Origin of the sequence: Kribbella ginsengisoli, assembly GCF_039537185.1 — a bacterium.
In the GTDB taxonomy this organism is placed as follows: Bacteria; Actinomycetota; Actinomycetes; order Propionibacteriales; family Kribbellaceae; genus Kribbella; species Kribbella koreensis.
Map to the genome: position 1 here is coordinate 148,405 of NZ_BAABAA010000008.1, position 23,478 is coordinate 171,882.

The window sequence follows — 23,478 nt, forward strand, 5'->3', positions numbered from 1 at the left end:
AGAGGGCGGCTGGGTTTCGGAACCCGGCGCCGCCGACCGCCGAACCTGTCCGGGTAATTCCGGCGTAGGGAGCAGCATCGTGACATCTATCGACAACTCTGTCCGCCCTCAGGTGACCACTGGGCCGATCTCTGGATCGGAGAAGATCTACACCGGTGAGCTGAGGGTTCCGCAGCGGCGGGTGCACCTCACCAACGGAGAGCACTTCGACCTGTACGACACCTCGGGGCCGTACACGGACGTGACGGCCGAGATCGACGTCCAGGCGGGCCTTCCGCCGGTACGCCGGGACTGGATCGCCGGCCGTGAGCCGCTGACCCAGCTGGCGCAGGCCAGGGCCGGCGTCATCACGGAGGAGATGCGCTACATCGCAGTACGGGAAGGTGTCGAGCCTTCGTTCGTGCGTGACGAGGTGGCGCGGGGGCGGGCCGTGATCCCGGCCAACCACAAGCATCCGGAGTCCGAGCCGATGATCATCGGGAAGAAGTTCCTGGTGAAGGTGAACGCGAACATCGGCAACTCGGCCGTCTCCAGCTCGGTCGAGGAGGAGGTGGAGAAGCTCGTCTGGGCCACTCGTTGGGGCGCGGACACGGTGATGGACCTGTCCACCGGCAAGAACATCCACGCGACCCGCGAATGGATCCTGCGCAACTCGCCGGTCCCGATCGGCACGGTCCCGCTCTACCAGGCGCTGGAGAAGGTGAAGGGCGATCCGACCGAGCTCACCTGGGAGGTCTACCGCGACACGGTGATCGAGCAGTGCGAGCAGGGCGTCGACTACATGACCGTGCACGCCGGAGTACTGCTCCGGTACGTGCCGTTGACGGCCCAGCGGATCACCGGGATCGTCTCGCGGGGTGGCTCGATCATGGCGGCCTGGTGTCTGGCGCATCATCAGGAGTCCTTCCTGTACACGCATTTCGCCGAGCTGTGCGAGATCCTGCGCTCCTACGACGTGACTTTCTCGCTCGGCGACGGACTGCGGCCGGGGTGCATCGCGGACGCGAACGACGCGGCCCAGTTCGCCGAGCTACGGACGCTGGGGGAGCTGACCAGGATCGCCTGGGAGCACGACGTCCAGGTGATGATCGAGGGCCCGGGGCACGTGCCGATGCACAAGATCGCGGAGAACGTGCGGCTCGAGGAGGAGCTCTGCGGCGAGGCGCCGTTCTACACATTGGGGCCGTTGGCAACCGATGTCGCGCCGGCCTACGACCACATCACCAGCGCGATCGGCGCGGCCCAGATCGGCTGGCTGGGAACGGCGATGCTCTGCTATGTGACGCCGAAGGAGCACCTCGGCCTGCCGGACCGAGACGACGTCAAGACCGGCGTGATCACGTACAAGATCGCTGCCCACGCAGCCGATCTGGCCAAGGGTCATCCGGGCGCGCAGGACTGGGACGACGCGCTGTCGAGGGCCCGGTTCGAGTTCCGCTGGGAGGACCAGTTCAACCTGTCGCTGGATCCCGACACGGCCCGCTCGTACCACGACCAGACCCTCCCGGCCGAGCCCGCCAAGACAGCCCACTTCTGCTCGATGTGCGGCCCGAAGTTCTGCTCGATGCGGATCACCGCCGACATCCGCAAGTACGCCGAGGAAAACGGCCTCGACTCCGCCGAAGCGATCGAAGCAGGCTTCGCCGAGATGTCAGAAACCTTCAAGGCCAAGGACTCCAAGCTCTACCTGCCGCTGGCCGACTGAGCTTGCATTCGGAACAAATCTAGACTCGCCGGTCCGCGCTCCGAAGCACCCGAAAACATCCTGACTCCGTGTGAGGGTGGGGGTGAGTCGGGGTGCGGATCCGGCCGATTTCAGCGGAGAATTGGGGGATCGGTGGCCACCGGGGCGATCACGGTGGGTGATCGGGCGAACCGGTTCAGGTTTTTGCCTTCACTCTGAGTGAATAAGACTGTAGCCTTAACCTGCGTCGGGAAGGAGGTGCAAGGCGGTGGTCTTCGTTCTCACGGTAGATCAGCGAGGAAGCCGGAGCATCGGCGATCTCGTACCCGAGCTACTGAATACGCTGAACCGGCGGCCGCGCCGGATCGGCCTGCTGCGCAAGTTCGAGCGCACGGCCGGCGACGAGGTCCAGGGCGTTCTGTCCGAGGCCCGGGCAACGGTCGACGTCATCGTGCAGCTGCTCCGCGCGGACACCTGGTACGTAGGTCTGGGCGTCGGCGCTGTCGACCAGCCGCTGCCCCGGAGTACCAGGGCAGGTAGCGGGGAGGCGTTCGTCTTCGCCCGCGAGGCGGTCAACCGGGCCAAGGCGAGCCCGCACCACGTCAACGTCGTCGGTGCGAACGAGCACGCGGCGGAGCAGGTCGAGAGCGTCCTGTGGCTGATGGCGTCGGTACTGCGTCGCAGGAGCGAGCGCGGGTGGGCAGTGGCCGACCTGCTGGCCGAGGGGCTCACCAGGCGGGAGATCGGCGTCAAGCTGGGGATCAGCCAGTCCGCTGTCACCCAGCGGGCGCAGGCGGCCGGTTTCGCGGAGGAACAGCGCGGACGGGTGCTTGCGGCAGAGTTGCTCGAGGCTGGGGAGGTTGCATGACGGCAGTGGTACTGGTGCTGACTGGGGTGGCTCTGGTGCTCGCCGTCGTGGCGTGGGTGCCCAAGTCGGGCGCCACGCTGGAGATCGTGCTCAGTGGCGTGATGCTGGCCTGCCTGACGGCGACCGGCATCCTGCTGCTGGCCGGGCACGGCGTACAGGGCTGGCGGGAGGCCTGGTGGAACATCCTCCTCATGGTCTCCGGCGGCCTCGCAGTAGCCGGTGGAGGTCCGCTGACGACGTCGGTGCTGGCGCTGGTCGACCGGGGCAACACCAGGTCGCAGTCGACCCAGCAGGCGGGCGAGGTGCTCCGCGGTGGTGCGCTGATCGGCGCCCTGGAGCGCGGAGCCATCTACGGCTCGATCGTGGCGGGCTGGCCCGAGGGCATCGCGATCGTGCTGGCCATCAAGGGCCTCGCGCGGTATCCGGAGCTGCGTAGTCCGGACCAGCCGGCGTCGGTGACGCCCACAGCGGTGGCGGAGCGATTCATCATCGGCACCTTCACCAGTGTGCTGTGGGCCGTCACCTGCGCCGGTCTGCTGCTTTCTCGCTAGACCTTGATGACGTACGTGCTCATCACCTTGTCGTGCCAGGTCTGCTTCTTGTCGTCCCACAGCGGCCACAGCGCGTTGAGCAGGCAGGCCTGGTCGAAGATGCCGCGCAGGATGTCACGCAGCAGCGACTTGCCGGCGCCGATCGGCTGGAAGTAGGTCGCGTCGACCAGCTTGATCTTCAGCACGCTCTTGCCAACGCTCTGGCCGGTCTTGCCCTGCCGGATCACCCTGTTCCACACCCACAGGCCGATGCTGGCCAGGACGCCGATGATCAGCACGATGACAGCGAACGCGCTGGGACCCTCGCCGGCGGTGGTGTAGCTGTCACCGTCGGAGTTGGCGATCACGTTGGCGATGAAGATCCCGTACGCGATCAGGCCCGGGATGCCGGAGAGCAGACCGTCCAGGAGCGACGCACCGACCCGTGATCCCCAGTCAGCCAGCTCGGACCCACCAGGGCCGCCGTAGCCGAAGCCCTGCTGCCCGTACATCGGCTGGTCGTACTGCGGCGGACCAGGTTGCCCGTACTGAGGTTGCCCGTACTGCGGCTGGCCCGGCTGACCGTACTGCGGCCCAGGCTGTCCGTACTGCGGCTGGCCGGGTTGCCCGTACTGCGGCTGACCAGGCTGGCCGTACTGCGGAGGTTGCCCGTACTGCGGCTGGTCCTCGGGACCGTTCGGAGGCGTTGTCACAGCTTGACGACCAGCGTGTTGTTGATCTTGTCCGCGAAGGTCTGCTTCTTCTCGTCCCACAGCGGCCACAGGTAGCCGACGTAGCAGACCACGCCGTCGAGGAAGTGGGTGAGCTGGCGGACGAACGCCTTGGCCGGACCGACCGGCTGACCGGTGGCGGCGTCGATCAGCTTGATCTTGACCACCGACTTGCCGACCGTCTGGCCCTCGTTGCCCTGCTTGATGACGACGTTCCAGATCCCGACGCCGATCGCGATCAGGACGAAGAGCAGCAGGAAGATGCTGCTGACCGACCGGCCGAGCGCAAGACCGATGGCGTACGGCACGGCGACCAGCAGGGAGTCGATGATCGCGCCACCGGCCCGCAGCGGCCACTCGGCCAGCGTGCCCGTAGGAGCGCCATAGCCCGGCTGCTGCCCGTACTGCTGCGGATACCCCGGCTGCTGCTGCCCGTACTGCGGTTGCCCGTACTGCGCTGGCGGCTGCCCGTAACCCGGCTGCTGCCCATACCCAGGCTGCTGCCCGTACTGCGGCGCCGGCGGCTGGCCGTAGCCGGGCTGCTGCCCGTACTCCGGCTGCTGGCCAGGCTGACCGTACTGACCGGGCTGCTCCGGCGGTTGCCCGTACTGGCCAGGCTGCTCTGGCTGCTGGCCGTACTGACCAGGCTGTTGGCCGTACTGACCCGGTTGGTTCGGGTCTTGCGGGCCGTAACCCGGCGGTGGCGTCGGAGTGCTCACGACGATCCCTTCTACTGACATGAGGAGTGGTAGCGCTCTGACGGATCAGCTGCCTTGGCGGATCCCATCAAGTTGCCTGCGGTAGGAGATACCTTGGTGGATGTGACCCTGACACAGCAAGCTGTCGTACTCCGGCCGCGTGGGCCGGTCGAACCGCTCGACCGCCGAGTGCTCGGCGTGGCCGGCGTCGGTGTCGGCGGGTTCGCTCTCGCAGGTGTCTATCAGCTGTCCGGCTCACTGCACCTCGGCATCCCTTGTTTGCTCCACGCCACCACCGGGCTGAACTGCCCGTTCTGCGGAGCGACCAGGATGGCGGCAGCGTTGCTGCGTGGCGATCTGGACGCCGCCTGGCACTTCAACCCGGTCGTACTGGTCCTCGGCCCGCTGATCGGTGTTGCCGTCGGCTACCAACTGCTCACCTGGGGTCTGGAGAGCGCCCGGCTGATCAAGCTGCCCCGGCTGCGAATCAGCCCGGTGACGCTGAAATGGCTGCTCCGCGCGCTGGCCGTTCTATTGGTCGTCTATGGGGTCGCCCGCAATCTGAATTGAGACACTAAGGTGTCCCAGTGACCCAGCCTCCTTTGCCAGATGAGAACGGCCAGCAGCTCGAGCCCTTCCAGCAGCAGCCGCCGCAGCCCCCGGTCCCGCAGCAGCCGGGTCCGCAGGATCAGTTGCCGATGGCCCCGCAGTACGGCGCCCCGCAGTACCAGGCTCCGCAGAACCCGCAGTACCAGCAGGTCCAGGGCCAACCGGTGCAGCCGCCGGCCCAGGCGCTGCCGGCCGGGCCGGTGCTGGTGACGATCGGAGACATCTCCGTCGAGCAGTACCGGATCGTCACGCCCGCCGGTGTGCTGCCCACCCAGGGCACGAACTGGTCGGCGATGGACATGACCCGGACCGAGGAGAAGATCCCCGCCTACGCCATCGTGCTGGCGATCATCTTCTTCCTGTTCTGCCTGCTCGGGTTGCTGTTCCTGCTGATCAAGGAGCGCAAGACGACCGGCTTCGTCCAGGTGACCGTGCAGCACGGCGCCCGCACGCACAACACGCATGTGGCCGCGGCCAACCCGACCCAGGTCGCCGACACGCTGGCCAGAGTCAACTACGCCCGCACCCTCTGCGTCTGAACCCCTTGCAGGCAAGGGATCCAGAGCGCGGCGGGCACGGGCGCGTTGCGTAGTACCGGGGGATCGGCTCAGCCGAAGCGGCCGGTGATGTAGTCCTCGGTGGCCTTCTCGTTCGGGTTGGAGAAGATCTGCTTGGTCGGGCCCATCTCGATCAGCCGGCCGGGCTTGCCGGTGGCCGACAGGTTGAAGAAGGCGGTCTGGTCGGAGACCCGGGCCGCCTGCTGCATGTTGTGGGTCACGATGACGACGGTGAACCGGTCCTTCAGCTTCTCGATCAGGTCCTCGATCGCGAGCGTCGAGATCGGGTCGAGGGCCGAGCAGGGCTCGTCCATCAAGATCACCTCGGGCTCGACCGCGATCGCCCGGGCGATGCACAGCCGCTGCTGCTGACCACCGGACAGGCCCGCGCCGGGCTTGTCGAGGCGGTCCTTCACCTCGTTCCACAGGTTGGCGCCCTTCAGCGACGCCTCGACCACCTCGGTGAGCTTCTTCTTGTCCTTGACGCCGTTCAGCTTCAGGCCGGACGCCACGTTGTCGAAGATCGACATCGTCGGGAACGGGTTCGGCCGCTGGAACACCATGCCGACGACCCGGCGGACCGCCACCGGGTCGACCCCGGTCGCGTACAGGTCCTGCTGGTCCAGCAGCACCTTGCCCTCGACCCGGGCGCCGGGGATCACCTCGTGCATCCGGTTCAGGGTGCGCAGGTAAGTGGACTTGCCGCAGCCGGACGGGCCGATGAACGCGGTGACCGAGCGGGGCTCGATCGTCATCGACACGTCCTCGACGGCCTTGAAATCGCCGTAGTAGACGTTGAGGCCGCTGACCTCGATGCGCTTAGCCATATCGACTCAGAACCTCTCGACTATTTTGACTTGATGGTGCTGAACCGGGCGATCAGCCGGGCCAGCAGGTTGAGGGCCAGGACCAGGAGGATCAGCGTCAGTGCCGCTGCCCAGACCCGGTCCGCGGCGGCCGGCAGGGCCATGTCGCCACGGTCGTTGTTGATCATGGTCGGCAGCGCGCCCATGAAGCCCGAGAACGGGTTGTAGTTGATCACCTTGGAGTAGCCGACCAGGATCAGCAGCGGCGCGGTCTCACCGATCACCCGGGCCAGCCCGAGCATCACGCCGGTGATGATGCCGCCGAACGCGGTCGGCACGACGATCTTCAGGATCGTCTTCCACTTCGGCACCCCGAGCGCGTACGACGCCTCGCGCAGCTCGTCCGGTACCAGCTTGAGCATCTCCTCGGTGGAGCGCAGGACGACCGGCATCATCAGCAGGACCAGCGACAGCGACACCGCGAAGCCGATCCGGTTCTGGCCGAGGATGGTGACCCAGACCGCGTAGACGAACAGCGCCGCGACGATCGACGGGACACCGGTCAGGATGTCGACCATGAAGCTGACGACCTTGGCGCCCCTGCCGCCCTTGCCGTACTCGATCAGGTAGACCGCGCCGAGGATGCCGAGCGGCACCGCGATCACCGCGCAGATCAGCGCCATGATCAGGCTGCCGACCAGCGCGTGGTACGCGCCGCCACCCGCGCGGCGGGAGGTGATACCGCGCTGCGACTGCGACCACCAGTTGGCGTCCAGCACCAGGTGATAGCCCTTCGAGACGACCGTCCAGAGGATCCAGCACAGCGGGATCAGCGCGATCAGGAAGCACAGCGAGATCAGCACCGTGGCCAGCAGGTTGCGGAACGCGCGGGCGCCGGACCTGCCGGTCAGGTCGAGAACCTTGCCGTCGTACTGCGGACGGTTCGCGGCGATGGTGCTCACGCGGGCGCTCCTTGCTTGGCGGCGGGCTTCGGCCGGCGAGTGCGGCGCTTGGCGCCGGGGCCCGAGCGGGCGACGATGATCCGGGCCGCCGAGTTGACGATGAAGGTGACGACGAACAGCACCAGGCCGGCCGCGATGAAGGCGCCGGTCTTGGCCGGGGTGTCGAGCTCGGCCGCGCTGGAGGCGATCTTCGAGGCGAAGGTCTCACCGCCGGCGAAGATCGACGGGTCCCACGGCGCGATCGGGTTCGGCTGGGACAAGATGATCATCACCGCGACGGTCTCGCCGAGGGCCCGGCCGAGGCCGAGCATGGCGGCGCTCGTCACGCCGGAGCGCCCGTAGGGCAGGACGGCCATCCGGATCATCTCCCACTTGGTCGAGCCGAGCGCCAGGGCGCCCTCGCGGTGGGTGACCGGGGTCTGCGCGAAGATCTCCCGGCTGATTGCGGTGATCACCGGCAGGATCATGATGGCCAGCACCAGGCCCGCGGTGAAGACGGTGCCGCGGTCGGCGTTGGCCGCTTCCTTGAACAGCGGGACCCAGCCCAGGACGTCGGAGATCGCGTGCGACACCGGCTGGATCACCGGCGCGAAGAAGACGATGCCCCACAGGCCGTAGATGATCGACGGTACGGCGGCGAGCAGGTCGACCACCGAGGCGACCGGACGGGCGAGGCGCGGCGGAGCGTAGTACGTGATGTACAACGCGACGCCGATCGCGATCGGGACCGCCACCGCCATCGCGATCAGCGAGCTGATCAAGGTGGTGTAGAACAGGGCCGCGATGCCGAAGTTCGGGTGGTCGCCACCGGGCAGCCAGGTACGGGAGAAGAGGAAGTTGCCCTCGTTGTCGGCCAGCGCGGGGATCGCCAGCGCCAGCAGGAAGATCCCGACGAACGCGACGATCGCGACCACCAGGCCGCCGGAGCCGCGGGCCATCCCGGCGAACAGCCGGTCCCCGAGGTGTCCGACGGGGCCCAGGTCGAGTCCCTTCCGGCTGTCCGTGGTCTCTGCCGTAGCCGCAGCCGCTGCGGCCGGGTGCTCGGCAGCCTCGTGCTCGGCGTGTTCCCCGGCCAGACCCTCGAACCGCGGGGTGGGGCCGGACGTCTCGTGGACCAGGTCCTCGATCCGGGGTTCCTGCGTGCCTTCCGGCCGGTCTGGCGGTTCCGTGCCGTCTGGACTACTCATCGATGGTGCTCCAAGCGCCTGGGTCGGGTGGTCGGGTCAGACCACGAGCCGAAGCCCCGGCCGTCTGAGATGAACTCGGACCGGCCGGGGCTCGCAGGTGGCAAAGGTTTTCGTCAGCTGATCGACTGGATCGCGGCGTCGACCTTGATCCGGATCTCTTCCGGCAGCGGCGCGTAGTTCAGATCGGTCAGGGCAGCCTGGCCGTCCTTGCTCGCGAAGTAGCTGAGGAAGCTCTTCACCATCGCGGTCTTCTCGGCCGGCAGGCCCTTGCTGCAGACGACCTCGTACGTGGCCAGGATGATCGGGTAGGCGCCCGCCTCCTTGGTCGCGTAGTCCAGCTTCAGCGCCAGGTCGCTACCGGTACCGGCCGGCTTCGCGGCGGCCAGCGCCTTGCCCGCGGACTCGGCGGTCAGCTCGACCGGGGTGCCCGAACCGTTGTCGATCTGCGCGATGCCGAGCTTGTTGTCGACCGCGTAGGACCACTCGACGTAGGTGATCGAGTTCTTGGTGCTCTTGACGCCCTCGGCGACACCCGCGGACTTGTCCTTGCCGGCGCCGGTGCCGGTCCACTTCTTGGCCGGCTTGCCGGTCCAGGCACCCGCGCCGGAGGCGGCCAGGTACTTGGTGAAGTTCTCGGTGGTACCGGACTCGTCGGAGCGGAAGAAGACCGAGATCGGGGCCGACGGGAGCGTGACGCCCGCGTTCAGCTTGGCGATCGCCGGGTCGTTCCAGGTCTTGATGGCGCCCTGGAAGATCTTCGCGGCGGTCGGGCCGTCGAGGACCAGCTTCTGCAGACCGTCGACGTTGTAGGCGATCGCGATCGGGCCGATCACCATCGGCAGGTCCAGCGCCGGGTTGTTCTGGCAGCGCTTGGCGGCCTGGGCCGTCTCCGGCTCGGCGCCGTCCACGCCCTCGGTCTTGAGGGCCGAGTCGGAACCGGCGAAGTCGACCTGGTTCGCGTTGAACTGCTTGATGCCCGCACCGGAACCGGTCGGGTTGTAGTTCACCGTGACGTCGGCGCACTTCTCGTTGTACTTGGAGATGACTTCCTCGATGGCGTTCTTCTGCGCCGAGGAGCCCTCGGCGTTCAGGGTGCCCTTCGGGCAGTCGCCCCCGGTGGAGGAAGTGTTGCTGCCCGGGCTCGAGGAGCCGGCGGGCTCCGGGTCGGAGCCACAGGCGCTCAGGGCGAGGACGCCGAGGGATGCCACGGCGACGGTGCCGACGCGGAGCAGGCGATTGACGGACACGAGAGTGTTGCCCTTCTGCAGGATTCAGACTTGTTGAACTTCCACAGACGGTAGGCAGACCAAGTGACCGACCGGTCCGTCGCCGGTGAACGAGCGGTGAACGGTTCCAATAGCGTGTGCGACGCGTGGCGTGCCGCCAGGCGGCCAACAGGTGAACTGAGTTAAGACCCGTAACGCTGAGTTACCCGAAACGGTCATTTGCTCACGTTTCGGTAACGCTCAGCGCATCCCGCGCCACCGCGGAACCGGCCCGCGCCAAGAGTAGACGCGAGCCGGCTGGTCCGGAATCGCTACATCTGGGCTGTGGTCGTCTTCGACGAGCCGCAGACGTAGATGGTGCCCTTGCAGACGGTGGCGATGACCCGCATCACGCCGACCGACTGCCGGCTGTTGGTGTGGTTCCAGATCTCACCGTTGCGCTTGTTGGCGGTGTAGACGGTGTTGTACTCGGCCCACTCGTTGGTCTGCGGTTGCTTGTAGAGGATCCGCAACTTGAGCTTGCACCCCGACCCGGCCGCCCAGGTGCTCTGCCCCTGCGGGAACACCTTGATCCAGAACTGCGCGGCATACCCGACTTCCTTGCCCAGTCCCTGGTCCATGATCTGGTAGTTGTACTTGCAGTTGCTGAAGGAATGAGTGTCGTTGACATTCCGCGCCGCCGCCGGCAACGCGGTCGCCCCGATCATCGCCACGGCCAGCGCCAGTACCGCCGAAATCTTCTTCCGCACGTTCGTGCTCCCCAGTCGTCGAAGTCGCCCTTGTGGACACCCCGAGCCAAGGAGCCGGACGTGAACAACGGATGAATCCCGACCCCGGAGGCCGAATCCGCTTTGCACCAATTGCCATCCGCGAACCCGTTGCCACCAGCAAGAACCTCGCCGGAACTGCAACTACCTGCAATTCCGGCGCCGGCTCAGCTGACGGCGAGTTTGAAGGCGCGGCTGCCGGTCGCCTCGATCGGCTTGCCGTAGTACGACATCTTCGGGACCAGGACCCGCCACGAGCGGGTGGTGCCGCGGCCGGACGCCTTGATGTTCAGGGCGCCTTTGCCCTTGACCAGTTGGACGTACGCCCCGTGGTGCCAGACCTTCCCGTCCCACCATTGCAGATCCGCCCGGACCGTTGCTTCCGGCTTGATCCACACAGCCAGCTTGACCACCTGGCCGACCGTCGCGCTGCGCTTGTTGAACCAGGCTGTGAAGAAGCGCGTCTTCGTGGCGGAGTACCGCGCCGAGGTCGACACCGGTGCCGTCACCGTCCAGTGCGAGTCGTCCAGGTACTTCCAGCTCGGCACAGTCATCCGGTACTGCTGGCTGCCGAGGGCGTTGGCGAGGGTCTGGTACTGACCGTCTTCGACGTACCGGCCGAAGTAGCTCCAGGGCTTGGTCGCATCGGCCCTCGTCTGCAGCGTCATCGAGACGGGGTAGTTCTTGCGGCAGGTCGGCAATGTCGGCCCGCAGTCCTGCGCTCCGACGACGCCGGTCATCCACATGCCCCGGCCGAACTCGTTCGTGGCCGGGACGGCGAAGGTCAGTGCCATGGTGGCGAAGGTGACCGACGTGCTCGCTCTCGTCGTGCCCCATTCGTTGCTGCCGATGACACTGATCGGATACGGCCGGGGACGGGGCGGGACGGCCGCGCTGGTGGTCCCGGCCGGCTTCAGGAAGAACTCGGTCTTCGCGGCATCCGCCTCGGTCCACCAGATCACCGGACCGACGGTCGACTCGCTCGACGGGCGGTCGAGCGGGTCGCCCGGGGTTGTGTCGGCGGGAGTCGCAGCCTGGGTCCAGCGCAGTCGCAGCGACTGGTCGGGCAGCGGGTCCGCGTTGGTGAGGACAGGCGCCGTAGGCCGAAGTGAATCGAACCAGGCCGAGTTGATCGCCGGGCTCTCGACCCCTGCGGCATCCACCGTCGTCACCAGGATCCGCGAGGTCCGCTTGGCGTCGAAGAAGTCGGTGAGCACGAGCTTTTCGTTCGTACCGGCCGCTCCGGACCTGGCAAGCAGCATCAGGTCATCGGAGTCGTCGTACTGGCGATAGACCCTGTTCGCTTCACCATTGTCGTTCCAGCGGACCTGGATCTGCCCATGGGCTGTCTCCGACCAGCTGAGCTGAAGATCTGTGGGCGCGGCCTGCGCCGCGGCCTGCGCCGGGAGTTGGCTGGTGACGAGCATGACCGCAGCCGTGCCGGCGAGGAGGGTCTTTCGCATGTTCTCGAGATCCTTGGGTCAGCGGACGGTGAGTTTGAAGGTGCGGCTGGGGGTGGTGACGATGGGGAGGCCGTTCATGGTCATCTTGGGGACGACCACTCGCCAGGAGCGGGTGGTGCCGCGGCCGGCGGCCTTGAGAGTGAGGGTGCCTTTGCCCTTGGTGAGGGGGATGTACGCGCCGTGGTGCCAGGTCTTGCCGTCCGACCATTGGAGGTCGGCCTTCACGGTGCCGGCGGGCTGGACGTCGACCGTGGCCTTGACCGCCTGGCCGACCTTGGCGGTGAAGGTGTTGAAGCCGACCACCCGGAAGTAGGACTGCGTGGGGATGTAGCGCGCAGTCGTACTTACCGCCGCGCTGACGTCCCATTCGTCCTTGTACCGGTACGTCCACGCAGGCACGTAGAAGCGGTACTCACGGCCGCCGACCGCGCCGCCCGCGGTCTCGAACCCGACGTTGTCGTAGATGGTGTCGGCGTACGCCGTGTAGTGGCCGGCGTACTGCCAGGGCTTGGTCTTGCTGGGCCGGGCCTGCATCGTCACGGGGACCCCGGCGCCCTGCCACAGCCGGCAGTAGTCCCGGTCGAGGCAGCTGTCCTGCCCAGCCTGGCCTTCGATGACCAGCGGCCGGCCGTACTGCCCGTAGGCGGGCACCTTGCGGAGGAACAGCTTCATGTCGGAGGCCATGACGTACCTCGACCACACCGTGCCCCACTCGTTCCGTAGCTGTACGAACGCGGGGTACGGAAGCGCCCGGGCGGGAACGACTCCAGTGCTCGCACCGGCCGGCTGCGGGAAGACCGCCTCGGGCATGTCGTAGTGCGGCATACCGACCTTCAGGTTGACCGTCTCCGGACCGGGGGCGAGGTCGAGCGGATCGTTCGGGGTCGAGTCGGTGACCGCCGTCCGCTTCCAGGCCAGTCGCAACGCACCGCCCGGCAGCGCGGTGGCCGCGGTGACGGTCGGCTGCCCGAGCAGATTGGTGTCGAACCACGGCGACACGGCCGCGGTGCTCTCCGCACCGGCGGCGTCCACCGAAACGACTCTGATCCGGGCGATCTTGTTGAACAGTGGCTGCCCACCGATCACCTCGTTCGGCAGGCTCGCCTTACGCGTGGCCCAATCAGCCGTAGGAGTGCCGTCCTTGTACTCGATCCGCAGCTTGTTCGCCTCGCCGGTGTCGGTCCAGCTGGTCCGTACCAACCCCGCGGCCGCATCGCTCCAACCGACCTGTACGTCGGTGGGCGCGGTGGGCACAGCCGCCCAAGCGGGCACCTGAACTCCGACGCAGGCAACCCCTGCGACCGCTACGACAGCAATAGATCTACGCATCTCAACGCACCGCCAGCTTGAACGTGCGACTCGTGGTCGCGAGGATCGGAAGGCCGTTCATCGACATCTTCGGAACGGTCACTCGCCAGGACCGCGTCGTGCCACGGCCCGACGCCTTGAAACTCAACGTGCCTTTGCCCTTGGTCAACGCGATGTACGCCGCATGCCGCCACACCTTGCCGTCGAACCACTGCAGGTCGGCCTTCACCGTCCCGGCCGGCAACACGTTGACCGTTGCCTTGACCAACTGACCGACCTTGGCGCTGGTCGTGTTGAACCCGACGACGGAGAACTTGGCCTGCGCAGCGGAGTACCGGGGAGCGGTGTAGAGCGCCGGGGCGACCCGGATGTCAGAGCTGTAGTAACTCCAAGCCGGCACGTACAGGCGGTACTGCCGGCCGCCGTAGACGCCGATGGAGGCCGAGAACTTCGGCGGTTCGGCGTTGTACTTGCCGATGGTCCGCCAGGGCTTCGTCGCATCGGCGCGGGCCTGCAGGTAGACGGGACCGTATCCGCAGACCACCCCGAAGCACTCCGGCGACCCGACCTCGGCGCTGAACTTGACGGTGCTCAGGTACTGGCCGACGGCCGGGATGCCGAGCGTGGCCGTCAGCGTCGTGACCTCGACGGTGGAATCACGGTCGGCGATGACGTAGCCCCACTCGTTCTGGGTGCGGACCTTGATGCTGTACGGCCGCGGACGAGGCGGGACGGTCGCCGTCTTGACCCCGGCCGGTGCCGGGAAGCTCTCCACCGGGCCGGACGTGGGATGGATGGCCGGGATCACGTGCTCGTTCGTCGACGGCTGGTCGAGCGGGTCGTTCAGCGTCGTGTCCTGGAGGGCCGGCTCGCGATACCAGGTCAGCTGAACGGCCCCAGTCGCCAGAACGTCGGCCCGCTGTATTTCCGCCACACCGGGGAGGTTGGTGTCGAACCAGGGCGAGATGGCCGCGGCACTCTCGGCGTTGGTCTCGTCGACGTTGACCACGATGATCCGGGCGATCTTGTTTCGGCGCAGCCTGGTGCTCTGCCCGAGGTATTCGTTCGGCTCAGCGCCTGTCGGCGTATCCAGCCAGACGGTCGGGTCGCTGTCCTCGTACTCGATCTTGACCCGGTTCGCCTCGCCACTGTCCTGCCAGGTGATCTTGTACTTGCCGGTGGTGGCGTCGGCCCAACCGACCTGCAGATCCGTCGGCGCAGCTGCGGCGGCCGAGGCGGGGAGTTGGGTCCCGCTTGCGAGGATCAGGGCAGCCGTGACGGCTGCGAGTGGCTTGCGCATGGAGAGGGTCCCCCAGGAGATGGTTGCCTGGCGAGTGGCCCCCCGGCCGCCAGTACGTCGGGGTGCAACCTAGCGCACGGAGTACGGCGTACTGAAGTCCGATTGCAGCTTGTTGCAATCGGTCAGCTGGAGAAATCCTCGGGGTGGACGCCGTCGAGGAACTGGCGGAAGCGTTCGAGTTCGGCCTGCTCCTCCTCCGGGGTGGCCACGCCGGCCTCCTGGAGGACCTGCTCGGTGCACCGGATCGGGGTGCCGAGGCGGACCGCGAGGGCGACCGAGTCACTCGGCCGGGCCGAGACGCGGGCGCCGTTGCCGAGCACGAGTTCGGCGTAGAAGACCGCGTCGCGCAGCTCGACGATCTCGACCGCCTCGATGGTGACGCCGAACGCCTCGATCACGTCGCGCATCAGGTCGTGGGTGAGCGGCCGGGACGGGCGCAGGCCCTGTTCCTCGTAGGCGATCGCGGTGGCCTCGACCGAACCGATCGAGATCGGCAGGTAGCGATAGCCCTCGGTCTCGCGCAGCATCATCACAGGCGCCCGGTTGGGCGACTCCATCCGGATCCCGATCAGAGTGAGCTCCCGCATCGTCATGGCGCCCCGACCTCTCCGTGAGCCGGCGCCCGGTGGGACGCCTCGGTAGGAACATACCCGTCCTGGCCGACCTCATCCGGCAGCGCCCACCCGCTGTTGCGCAGAGATCGAACAGATTGTGCACGGACGGTAGCTGTCGCAGCCTGCTGTGAGGCGATGACCGCTGGTGATTGCCTGTTGGAAGGAAAGTAACCTGCGGCACGCTCCGGCCGCGGGACCGACGGCGACAGGCTGGGGACCACATGCCGACAAGCCGGATGTTCGCTGAACAACTAGAGACCAAACGGGTCTCGGTGCTGATCGTGGCACCGAACCAGCTGGTCAGGGCCGGCGTCCGCACGCTGGTCGACGGCCAGCTCCAGATAGAGATCGCCGGCGCGGTGGCCGGGTACGCCGAGGCCGCTGCCGCGATCCGGCGGGGTGGGATCGAAGTACTGCTGGTCGACACCGGCCTCGGCCGCGGAATCGTCGACCTGGTCCGCGTCCGCGACTCGACCGGAAGCCAATCGGTCAGTGTGGTCGTCCTCGTCACCGGGGACGTGCCGACGGTCACCGAGCTGCGCGAGTACGTCGCGGCCGGGGTGGACGGGATCGTGTCGACGGCCGAGGACATCGCCGCGATCCTGCCGGCGATCCGTACCGGCCAGGCACCTGGCGGCTGGATCAGCCCGACGCTCGGCGCCGAGATCCTCCGCTACGAACCGCCTGCCCTGACAGAGGAACCGCCGGTACTGCGAGCAGCCCACGAACTCGTGACGCCGAGCGAGCACGAAGTACTGCGCCTGGTCGCCGACGGCCACACCGATCGCGAGATCGCCAGCCGGCTGCACCGCAGCGAGCGAGTGGTGAAGTTCCACGTCTCCAACCTGCTGGCCAAGCTCCAGGCGCGGAACCGGGCCCACGTCGTCAAGCTGGCCCTTCGGACAGGACTGCTGCCGGCGGCCTGTCCGTGCGGGCAGGCAAAGGGTGTCCGAACGACACGGGTCGCGCGGTGACGTACCGGATTGACTACTGCTGAGGCCGTCGGTGGCGGCCAGTGAATCCGAAACCAGGGAGTGGGAACATGCGCGTAATCACGAGGATCGCCGGGGGGCTGCTCGCGACGGCGGCCATGGGCGTCACGGGTGCGACGATGGCCGGTGCCGTCGACCGCGGCGACGGACAGTTCGCCTGCAACTCCGGGGAGATCTGCTTCAGCGAGGACGCCGGCGGCGGTGGCGGCCAGCGGCACTTCTACTACGGCTCGCTGGCGCACGCGAACGAAGGCAACTTCTCCGGTGGGCGGACGCTGCCGTTCTGGCACAACGCCAGCGCGATCTGGAACCGCGACACGGTCAGCAACGTGTGCGTGACCGAGTCCGGCGACTGGATCAACGACAGCTGGCAGTTCCCGGCCCGGTCGGGTTCGTGGTCGAACTTCGCCAACGACCTGAACGACGAGAACAACAAGCACGAACGCCGCAACTGCTGACGATCGTCCGCCGCGGGGACGGACCGCCCTCCGTCCCCGTTGTGCGATCGGCCGGCAAGATCTCGAAGCCTCGAAGGGGGAGCGATGCGTGCAGTGGCAGCGGTCGTGGGTGCGGCAGTACTGGTGATGACGGCCGGCTGTGGCTCTGATCCGGCGCCGCGAGTGGCCGAGCTGCCCTCGCTGCCCGCGGGAGCGAAGCCGTTCGACCTGTACCGGCAGGCAGACGTGACGGTGATCGAGAAGGCCGATCTCAAGCTGTTCCTCGACTGTCTCGCCGACCACGGCTACCCGCAGGAGCGTGAGCTCAGCTCGGGGCCGGGCGTGGCAGCCGCTGCTTTGTTGCGTCCGGCAATCAGTCCACGAACCGAAGCGGAAGCGCGCAGACATGGCTTCGGTACGCCGGAACCGGCCCAGCCGGCGATGATCACCCGCACGCAACCGGCCTTCCATCAGGTCTCCGCCAAGTGTGAGACCTCCTCACGGGCCGCGCTCGGCGACTCGCACGAGATCGGCTCCCTGCGCCGGTTGTACGCCGAACTCGGCAACTCGATGGTGCAGGCCCGGGCGAAGCGGATCCAGCAGACGGTCGTTGCCCATAGCAAGGGGTTGACCAGTTGCCTGGCCGGGCGCGGGTATCGGCTGAAGGTCGGCGACAGCTTCAACCCGCGAGGCGATCTGACGCAGTACGGGATCAAGCCTGGCGCGCATGCGGCCGTAGTACCGGCCCGGACGCCGCGGCCGGCCGGGTTGCCCGCCGACGCTCAGGTGCAGGCGGCGGTACCGGCTCGGGAGTACGAACCGAGTAAGGCTGAGGTGGCGTTCGCGCTTGCCTTCGTCGGCTGTGGGAAGTCGAGCGGGTTGTTCGCCGCGATCGACAAGGCGGAGATTCCGATGCAGCGGGAGATCGTCGAGCGGCACGTGTCGGAGTTCAGCGGGCTGAACCCGAAGATCGAGGCGTTGGCGGCGAAGGCTGCCGAGGTGCTCAGGGGGCCCTGAAGCGCTCGTAGACCAGCCGGCCGCCCTCGAGTTGATGGGCGATCAGGAACGCGCCGGGGGAGAACTTGCCGACCTTCAACCCGAGCGCCTTCGACAAGGCGGGCAGGACCGGGCGGTGCGAGCAGACCACGGTGATCTTGCCGGGCTTCCAGGAATGGCCGGCCATCCCTTCGAGTGCGGACGGATCGGATTCGTAGCCGCGCTCCGAGATCTCCGGGTGCAAGTGGATCTGGCGTCCGATCCCAGCGGCGTACGGGCTGATGGTGGAGATGCATCGCTCGGCGTCGCTGCTGCGGATCCGGTTGACGCCGACAGCGGCCAGTACCTCTACCAGGCGCTCGGCGGTGGCGTGTCCGACCTCGGTCAGCGGGCGGTTGGTGTCCTTGCCGTCCCAGTCCTTGCGCTTGACCGCCTCCGCGTGCCGGATCAGCACCAGCGTCGAGACGACCGGAGTGACCCTGGCCAGCGCGTCGACGATCTCGACGTCCCGTGGGTAGCTGAGCTTGCGTCGCGCGCCCTCGATCGGCAGCCACTCCAGCTTGTCGACCTCGTCGTTCGGTACGAACTCGCGCTCGGGCCCGACCAGTTCGGCCGACCAGTAGTGCACCATCTTGGGCACCGTGCCGCCGTTCTTGCGGACGTCGTACCGCTGGATGCCGAGCGGCGGACCGATCAGCACCTGCTGGCCGGTCTCCTCCTCGATCTCCCGGCGAGCCGCGACCAGCACGTGCTCGTGCGGGGTCAGCTTGCCTTTGGGGAGGGACCAGTCGTCGTACCGCGGGCGGTGGACCAACAGGACCTCGCGACCGTCACGGCCGTCCCGCCACACCACACCACCCGCGGCGATCACCGTCGCCGGGCTACTCACGATGTCAACCTTAAGTAGTGGGATCCGTTTGCCGGCGACGGCCACGCGTAGCGATCAGGCGTTCTTGCACATCACGGAGCGGTTCGCCGTCCGCGTCGGTCAGCCGCGCTTGCCACGTGTCGTCGGGTTGCAGCCACCAGGAGCCGGTCCGCTCGTCGAAACCGAGGTCGAACAGGTCGGTGAGCTCCGTGAGGTGGTCCTGCTCCTTCAGCTGGACCAGTACTTCCACCCGGCGGTCCAGGTTGCGGTGCATCAGGTCGGCCGACCCGATCCACACCTCGGGCTCGCCACCGTTCTCGAAGAAGAACACCCGGCTGTGCTCGAGGAACCGGCCCAGAGTGCTGCGGACCCGGATGTTCTCCGACAGCCCGGGCACACCCGGCCGAATGGTGCAGATGCCCCGGATCCACAGCTCGACCGGTACGCCGGCCTGCGACGCCCGGTAGAGCGCATCTGAGAGAGCCTCGTCGACCAGGCTGTTCACCTTGATCCGCACCCGGGCAGGGCGGCCAGCGAGGTGGTGCTGGACCTCTCGCTCGATGCGGTCGAGCAGGCCCCGGCGTACCGACTGTGGCGCGACCAGTAGCCGGCGGTAGCCGCTGGAGCGGGCGAACCCGGACAGGTGGTTGAACAGGTGCGCGATGTCCTCGGTGACGACCTTGTCGCTGGTCAGCAGGCCGAGGTCCTCGTACAGCCGGGCGGTCTTGGGGTGGTAGTTGCCGGTACCGATGTGGGCGTACCGGCGCAGCCCGTCGGGCTCCTCGCGGACCACCATGGACAGCTTGCAGTGCGTCTTGAGCCCGATCACGCCGTACACGACGTGGCAGCCCGCATGCTCGAGTTGGCGGGCCCACTTGATGTTGGCCTGCTCGTCGAAGCGCGCCTGGATCTCGACCAGGACCAGCACCTGCTTGCCCGACTCGGCCGCGTCGATCAGGGCGTCCACGATCGGCGAGTCGCCACTGGTGCGGTACAGGGTCTGCTTGATCGCGAGCACGTGCGGGTCGGCGGCAGCCTGCTCGATGAAGCGCTGCACGCTGGTCGAGAACGAGTCGTACGGGTGGTGGACCAGTACGTCGCGCTGCTTGAGCGCGTGGAACATGTCAGCCGGGTTGGAGGTCTCCACCTCGGCCAGGTGTGGGTGCGTCGAGGGGACGAAGGCCGGGTACTTGAGCTCGGCCCTGTCCAGCGCGGCGATCGTGAAGAGGCCGCGCAGGTCCAGCGGGCCGGGGAGCTCGAACACTTCCGCCTCAGTCACGCCCAGCTCGGAGACGAGCAGCGCGCGCACCTGCGGGTCGATCGACTCCTCCACCTCGAGCCGGACCGGCGGGCCGAACTTGCGCCGCAGCAGCTCCTTCTCGAGCGCGGCGAGCAGGTTCTCCGCGTCGTCCTCTTCGACCTCGAGGTCCTCGTTGCGGGTGACCCGGAAGGTGTGGTGCTGGGTCACCTCCATGCCTGGGAACAGCTGGCCCAGGTGCGCGGCGATGACATCTTCGAGCGGGACGAACTTGCCGTCGGCGACGGTGACGAACCGCTGCAGCAGCGGCGGCACCTTGACCCGGGCGAAGTGCTCGCCGCCGGTGTCGGGGTTGCGGACCACGACGGCCAAGTTCAGCGACAGGCCGGAGATGTACGGGAACGGGTGGGACGGGTCGACGGCGAGCGGGGTCAGTACCGGGAAGACGCGGTCCCGGAAGAACCGGGTCATCGTGTCGCGCTCGTCCGGGCTCAGCTCGTCCCAGCGGAGGATGTCGATGCCCTCCTCGACCAGCGCGGGCAGCACGACCTTGCGCCAAGTCTCGGCTTGGCGGTCCATCAGCTCACGGCTGCGGTTGAGGCTCCGGTCGAGCACCTCGCGCGGCAACAGCCCGCTGGCGGCCCGGACGGCGACGCCTGCGGCGATGCGGCGCTTCAGCCCGGCGATCCGGACCATGTAGAACTCGTCCAGGTTGCTGGCGAAGATGGCCAGGAACTTGGCGCGCTCGAGCAGCGGCACACGGTCACTCTCGGCCAGCTCGAGCACCCGCTGGTTGAACGCCAGCCAGCTCAGCTCGCGGTCCGAGAACCGGTCCTGCGGGAGATCGCCGGCCTCCGTGATGTCGTACGGGGGCTCGACGTCGTACTCCCGGTTGTGCGACGCCAACAAGTCTCCAGCCACGTTGACCAGCATCCCATCCTTGGATGAACAGCAGGTTGCCTGTCCGGCGAGGCGCTGCTTGTTGCTAGCGTCACACCTTGTGAACAGTCGAGTGGACACGTTGCTGCGGACCGCCTTGACCACGGTACAAGGCAGTGCCCTGAAGCCGGTGACGGCGCTGCCTCCCGCGGTCCGGAGGCGGCTGGCGGGCGCCCCGATCCAGATCGACGGCAATGTCCTCGACCCCGACCTGCAGCTGCTGCTGCGGCTCGAGGGATTGTTGCCGGGCGCAAAGAAGCAGTCCGTCGCCACCGCCCGGGCGAACCTGCTCTCGGTGTCGAAGCTCGTCGCCGGCCACCCCCGCGAGCTACTCCGAGTGACCGAACTCACCGTCCGCGGAGCCGACGGCCAGCTCGGAGCCCGCCTGTACGTCCCGCGCGCGGCGCCGTCGTCAGGCGGCGGCCTACTGGTCTTCTTTCACGGCGGCGGCTGGGTCGTCGGCGACCTGGACAGCCACGACGCCTACTGCCGCGACCTGGCCGAAGAGGCCGGCATCCGCGTCCTCTCCGTCGACTACCGCCTAGCCCCCGAGGCCGAGGCCCCCGTAGCCGCCGAGGACGCGATCGCCGCCTTCAGTTGGGCCATAGAACACGCAGAAGACCTAGGCGCCGACCCTTCGTTGGTAGGAGTAGGCGGCGACTCAGCCGGCGGTAACCTCTCCGCCGTAGTAGCCCAGCAATGCGTGGTGCGCGGCCTACCGTCCCCCGCCCTCCAGGTCCTCCTCTATCCCGCGGTGGACCTCGCCTACCGCCGCCCCAGCCGAGACCTCTTCGCCGAAGGCTTCTTCCTCACCGACGAAGACATCACCTGGTACCTGAACCACTACACCCCCGACCCGAGCATCCGGAAAAACCCCTTGGTCTCCCCCATCTACGCCGAAGACCTCACCGGCGTAGCCCCCGCCTACGTAGTCACCGCAGGCTTCGACCCCCTACGCGACGAAGGCAACGACTACGCCACCCGCCTCCGCGAAGCCGGCGTCCCCACCACCCACACCTGCGAACCCTCCCTAGTCCACGGCTTCGCCAACATCCTCGCCCTCCCCGGCCAAACCCGAGCCGCCCAACTACGCATTACCACCACAATCCGCCAACACCTGAACCCCAACCCCTGACGACGCGCTTACTGCTCCTGGTCGCGGACCTCGAACATCACCCACCTGCCGCTTCGTGGTGAAAGAGCGATCTCCCGGAAGTAGGTCTTCGCCTCGCTGTTCACCGGGGAAGCAGAGGAAGCGTCCCGACGGGTGAACTGACCAACGGTGACCACCATGTCCGCGCCAAGATGTCCGCCCTCGCCGATGGCGATCGCCGAAATCTCCTTGATCCTCTCGCGGTAGTCACCAGCAAGCAGACCGTTTGCACCGTTGGACTTCTTGACGGAACTGACGAAGCGTTTGCAACGCTGGCACCCGGCGTCGCTTTCGGACAGCAGTGGTGCCGCATCGCCGGTAGCCGATGCGTAGTTCATCAGTTCGCTGTAGTAGTTGATGAACGCCTCGCCGGCAGCCAGCGTCAGACCATCTGCCGCAGCGGGCCGCACAGGGGCGGCCAGTCGTGGTGTCGACTGCGATGGACTCTCTGTCAGCCCCGCACGAGCTGTGCTCGCAGGAGCCGCGGTATTGGGACGGCCAGCTTCTGGACTCTCGTTGTTGCAACCGGTCAGTACGGCGGCGCAGAGGCAGCCCAGGCTCAGGACGACGACTTGACCGCTGCGGGTCACGCTTGGCACCTCTTTCGTAGTCGATCTTGGTCAGCCACCCGGCTTCACCAGAACCGGCACCGCTTCGCGCACCTGCAGCGCTGTTGCAGGTCCGGTGATCGGGACTGTGCCGTCGATGTACTGCCAGCCGGTACCAGCGACGTTGAACCGGGCCGCGTAGTTGGTGGTGACGGTCAGATTCACCCAATGCTTCTTCATGTACTTGTGGGTGATGTCCTTGGCCGGGTAAGGACGTCCTGGCGTCGTGGTCGTCACCGAGGCGCCATCACCAAAGCGCCACGTGTAGCTCATCGGCATCGCCTCGACGGCCACCGGGAACCCGAGCACGGTCACCGTCTGCCGGTAGGCCCGGCTTTCGTCCGTATAGACGATCGTGTCCAGGTTGACCAGCGTCCGCCCAGCCGGCTGGACCTTCACACCGAGCTTCGGGAACAACACGTTCTTGCTCTCAGCCAGCACCTGCTCCCACTGCACGTCCTCAGGCCGTGGTATCCGAATTACCACTGCGTTACTCGGCGTATCCACGGGCTGATCGGGCTGGTCCGGCAGATCGTCCTCCATCGCCGGCAAACACCTCGTCAGCTGAGGCGCATTCCCTCCAGGAAACCCGCAGATCCCGATCCCGGCGCGAAAATCGTCGTCCTCTACGGGGTTGGCTAGTGGTGCCGAATTCTCCGTCCCCTTTGGCCGCTGGCCTTTGGAGCCTTGGGAGGACTTCCCAGCCTTCGGCGGCCGACCGGTTTCGAGGCGGCCGCTGCGCTTCTGTCTCCCCTGCATGCCGACCCCATCCTTGGTTGGCTTGACAACTACGGATGGCGGGCTTGTCGGTTTGGGGGGTTGTTGTGCGTAGCCGGCTTCTGCAGGTGCGATCTGGAAGATCGTGCCCGCGCCAATGCAGAGGGCAAGAGCGAACACGATCGCCTGGGTACGCATGT

The 23,478-nt window shown here is 67.3% G+C and carries 24 protein-coding genes; 9 read left to right on the forward strand and 15 right to left on the reverse strand.

The features are described from left to right. Positions 1-79: 79 nt before the first annotated feature. From thiC to ABD768_RS28140, 3 genes are all read left to right on the forward strand, one after another. Positions 80-1,705: a phosphomethylpyrimidine synthase ThiC gene (gene thiC / locus ABD768_RS28130; protein ID WP_343969994.1), complete on the forward strand. Its 1,626-nt coding sequence runs from the start codon at positions 80-82 to the stop codon at positions 1,703-1,705. A 247-nt stretch (positions 1,706-1,952) separates the two neighbouring features. Continuing rightward, positions 1,953-2,552, forward strand: a complete 600-nt coding sequence (locus ABD768_RS28135; protein WP_343969991.1) for a transposase — start codon at positions 1,953-1,955, stop codon at positions 2,550-2,552. Next, entirely contained in the window at positions 2,549-3,103 is a 555-nt protein-coding gene (locus tag ABD768_RS28140; RefSeq protein ID WP_343969988.1) for a hypothetical protein, read from the forward strand. Before ABD768_RS28135 ends, ABD768_RS28140 begins: the two co-directional genes overlap by 4 nt. Here ABD768_RS28140 and ABD768_RS28145 read toward each other — a convergent pair. Both ABD768_RS28145 and ABD768_RS28150 read right to left on the reverse strand, forming a co-directional pair. Then, positions 3,100-3,795 carry an RDD family protein gene (locus tag ABD768_RS28145; protein ID WP_344845627.1) on the reverse strand — a complete coding sequence of 232 codons (696 nt, stop codon included), beginning with the start codon at positions 3,793-3,795 and terminating at the stop codon, positions 3,100-3,102. The two genes, ABD768_RS28140 and ABD768_RS28145, sit on opposite strands and share 4 nt — an antisense overlap. Then, complete coding sequence (locus tag ABD768_RS28150; RefSeq protein WP_344845629.1) at positions 3,792-4,532, reverse strand: RDD family protein; 741 nt, start codon at positions 4,530-4,532, stop codon at positions 3,792-3,794. Before ABD768_RS28150 ends, ABD768_RS28145 begins: the two co-directional genes overlap by 4 nt. A 102-nt stretch (positions 4,533-4,634) precedes the next feature. Here ABD768_RS28150 and ABD768_RS28155 point away from each other — a divergent pair, with 102 nt between their 5' ends. Continuing rightward, positions 4,635-5,081: a DUF2752 domain-containing protein gene (locus ABD768_RS28155; RefSeq protein ID WP_343969979.1), complete on the forward strand. Its 447-nt coding sequence runs from the start codon at positions 4,635-4,637 to the stop codon at positions 5,079-5,081. 17 nt (positions 5,082-5,098) lie between these two features. Next, complete coding sequence (locus tag ABD768_RS28160; protein WP_343969976.1) at positions 5,099-5,659, forward strand: hypothetical protein; 561 nt, start codon at positions 5,099-5,101, stop codon at positions 5,657-5,659. A 68-nt stretch (positions 5,660-5,727) separates the two neighbouring features. Here the strand turns inward: ABD768_RS28160 and pstB are convergent, their stop codons facing one another. The 9 genes from pstB to ABD768_RS28205 form a co-directional block, all read right to left on the reverse strand. Next, positions 5,728-6,504: a phosphate ABC transporter ATP-binding protein PstB gene (pstB, locus tag ABD768_RS28165; RefSeq protein ID WP_344845634.1), complete on the reverse strand. Its 777-nt coding sequence runs from the start codon at positions 6,502-6,504 to the stop codon at positions 5,728-5,730. Between the two features lie 20 nt (positions 6,505-6,524). Then, positions 6,525-7,445, reverse strand: coding sequence for a phosphate ABC transporter permease PstA (gene pstA, locus ABD768_RS28170; protein WP_343969970.1), 921 nt, complete (start codon positions 7,443-7,445; stop codon positions 6,525-6,527). After that, on the reverse strand, positions 7,442-8,425 hold the full coding sequence (gene pstC / locus ABD768_RS28175) for a phosphate ABC transporter permease subunit PstC (RefSeq protein WP_343970972.1): 984 nt from the start codon (positions 8,423-8,425) through the stop codon (positions 7,442-7,444). Before pstC ends, pstA begins: the two co-directional genes overlap by 4 nt. A gap of 320 nt (positions 8,426-8,745) precedes the next feature. Then, entirely contained in the window at positions 8,746-9,879 is a 1,134-nt protein-coding gene (gene pstS, locus ABD768_RS28180; protein WP_343969967.1) for a phosphate ABC transporter substrate-binding protein PstS, read from the reverse strand. A 290-nt stretch (positions 9,880-10,169) separates the two neighbouring features. After that, positions 10,170-10,607, reverse strand: coding sequence for a hypothetical protein (locus ABD768_RS28185; RefSeq protein WP_344845637.1), 438 nt, complete (start codon positions 10,605-10,607; stop codon positions 10,170-10,172). 185 nt (positions 10,608-10,792) lie between these two features. Further along, a complete protein-coding gene (locus ABD768_RS28190) occupies positions 10,793-12,088 on the reverse strand; it encodes a hypothetical protein (RefSeq protein ID WP_344845639.1) in 1,296 nt (431 codons plus the stop codon). Between the two features lie 18 nt (positions 12,089-12,106). Further along, a complete protein-coding gene (locus ABD768_RS28195) occupies positions 12,107-13,417 on the reverse strand; it encodes a hypothetical protein (protein ID WP_344845641.1) in 1,311 nt (436 codons plus the stop codon). A 1-nt stretch (position 13,418) separates the two neighbouring features. Beyond that, positions 13,419-14,696 carry a hypothetical protein gene (locus ABD768_RS28200; RefSeq protein WP_343969955.1) on the reverse strand — a complete coding sequence of 426 codons (1,278 nt, stop codon included), beginning with the start codon at positions 14,694-14,696 and terminating at the stop codon, positions 13,419-13,421. 122 nt (positions 14,697-14,818) lie between these two features. Next, complete coding sequence (locus ABD768_RS28205) at positions 14,819-15,283, reverse strand: bifunctional nuclease family protein (RefSeq protein ID WP_203589974.1); 465 nt, start codon at positions 15,281-15,283, stop codon at positions 14,819-14,821. Positions 15,284-15,531: 248 nt separating this feature from the next. Between ABD768_RS28205 and ABD768_RS28210 the strand changes: the two genes are divergently transcribed. The 3 genes from ABD768_RS28210 to ABD768_RS28220 all read left to right on the forward strand — a co-directional run bounded on the left by ABD768_RS28210 (position 15,532) and on the right by ABD768_RS28220 (position 17,756). Then, the gene (locus ABD768_RS28210; RefSeq protein WP_344845645.1) at positions 15,532-16,284 is read left to right on the forward strand and encodes a helix-turn-helix transcriptional regulator; all 753 of its coding nucleotides are present in this window, start codon (positions 15,532-15,534) and stop codon (positions 16,282-16,284) included. 68 nt (positions 16,285-16,352) lie between these two features. Further along, positions 16,353-16,760 (forward strand): hypothetical protein, encoded by a 408-nt coding sequence (locus ABD768_RS28215; protein ID WP_343969949.1) that lies wholly within the window; start codon positions 16,353-16,355, stop codon positions 16,758-16,760. An 84-nt stretch (positions 16,761-16,844) separates the two neighbouring features. Continuing rightward, complete coding sequence (locus ABD768_RS28220) at positions 16,845-17,756, forward strand: hypothetical protein (protein WP_344845648.1); 912 nt, start codon at positions 16,845-16,847, stop codon at positions 17,754-17,756. Here ABD768_RS28220 and ABD768_RS28225 read toward each other — a convergent pair. Together ABD768_RS28225 and ABD768_RS28230 are read right to left on the reverse strand one after the other, a co-directional pair. Then, the gene (locus tag ABD768_RS28225) at positions 17,743-18,624 is read right to left on the reverse strand and encodes an NUDIX hydrolase (RefSeq protein ID WP_344845651.1); all 882 of its coding nucleotides are present in this window, start codon (positions 18,622-18,624) and stop codon (positions 17,743-17,745) included. The genes ABD768_RS28220 and ABD768_RS28225 overlap by 14 nt on opposite strands. A 10-nt stretch (positions 18,625-18,634) precedes the next feature. Next, the gene (locus ABD768_RS28230) at positions 18,635-20,794 is read right to left on the reverse strand and encodes an RNA degradosome polyphosphate kinase (protein WP_343969940.1); all 2,160 of its coding nucleotides are present in this window, start codon (positions 20,792-20,794) and stop codon (positions 18,635-18,637) included. Between the two features lie 67 nt (positions 20,795-20,861). Between ABD768_RS28230 and ABD768_RS28235 the strand changes: the two genes are divergently transcribed. Next, the gene (locus ABD768_RS28235) at positions 20,862-21,935 is read left to right on the forward strand and encodes an alpha/beta hydrolase (protein ID WP_343969937.1); all 1,074 of its coding nucleotides are present in this window, start codon (positions 20,862-20,864) and stop codon (positions 21,933-21,935) included. An 8-nt stretch (positions 21,936-21,943) separates the two neighbouring features. Here the strand turns inward: ABD768_RS28235 and ABD768_RS28240 are convergent, their stop codons facing one another. Together ABD768_RS28240 and ABD768_RS28245 are read right to left on the reverse strand one after the other, a co-directional pair. Beyond that, the gene (locus ABD768_RS28240) at positions 21,944-22,543 is read right to left on the reverse strand and encodes a DUF6318 family protein (protein ID WP_344845654.1); all 600 of its coding nucleotides are present in this window, start codon (positions 22,541-22,543) and stop codon (positions 21,944-21,946) included. Positions 22,544-22,573: 30 nt separating this feature from the next. Beyond that, complete coding sequence (locus ABD768_RS28245) at positions 22,574-23,476, reverse strand: hypothetical protein (RefSeq protein WP_344845656.1); 903 nt, start codon at positions 23,474-23,476, stop codon at positions 22,574-22,576. Positions 23,477-23,478: the final 2 nt, after the last annotated feature.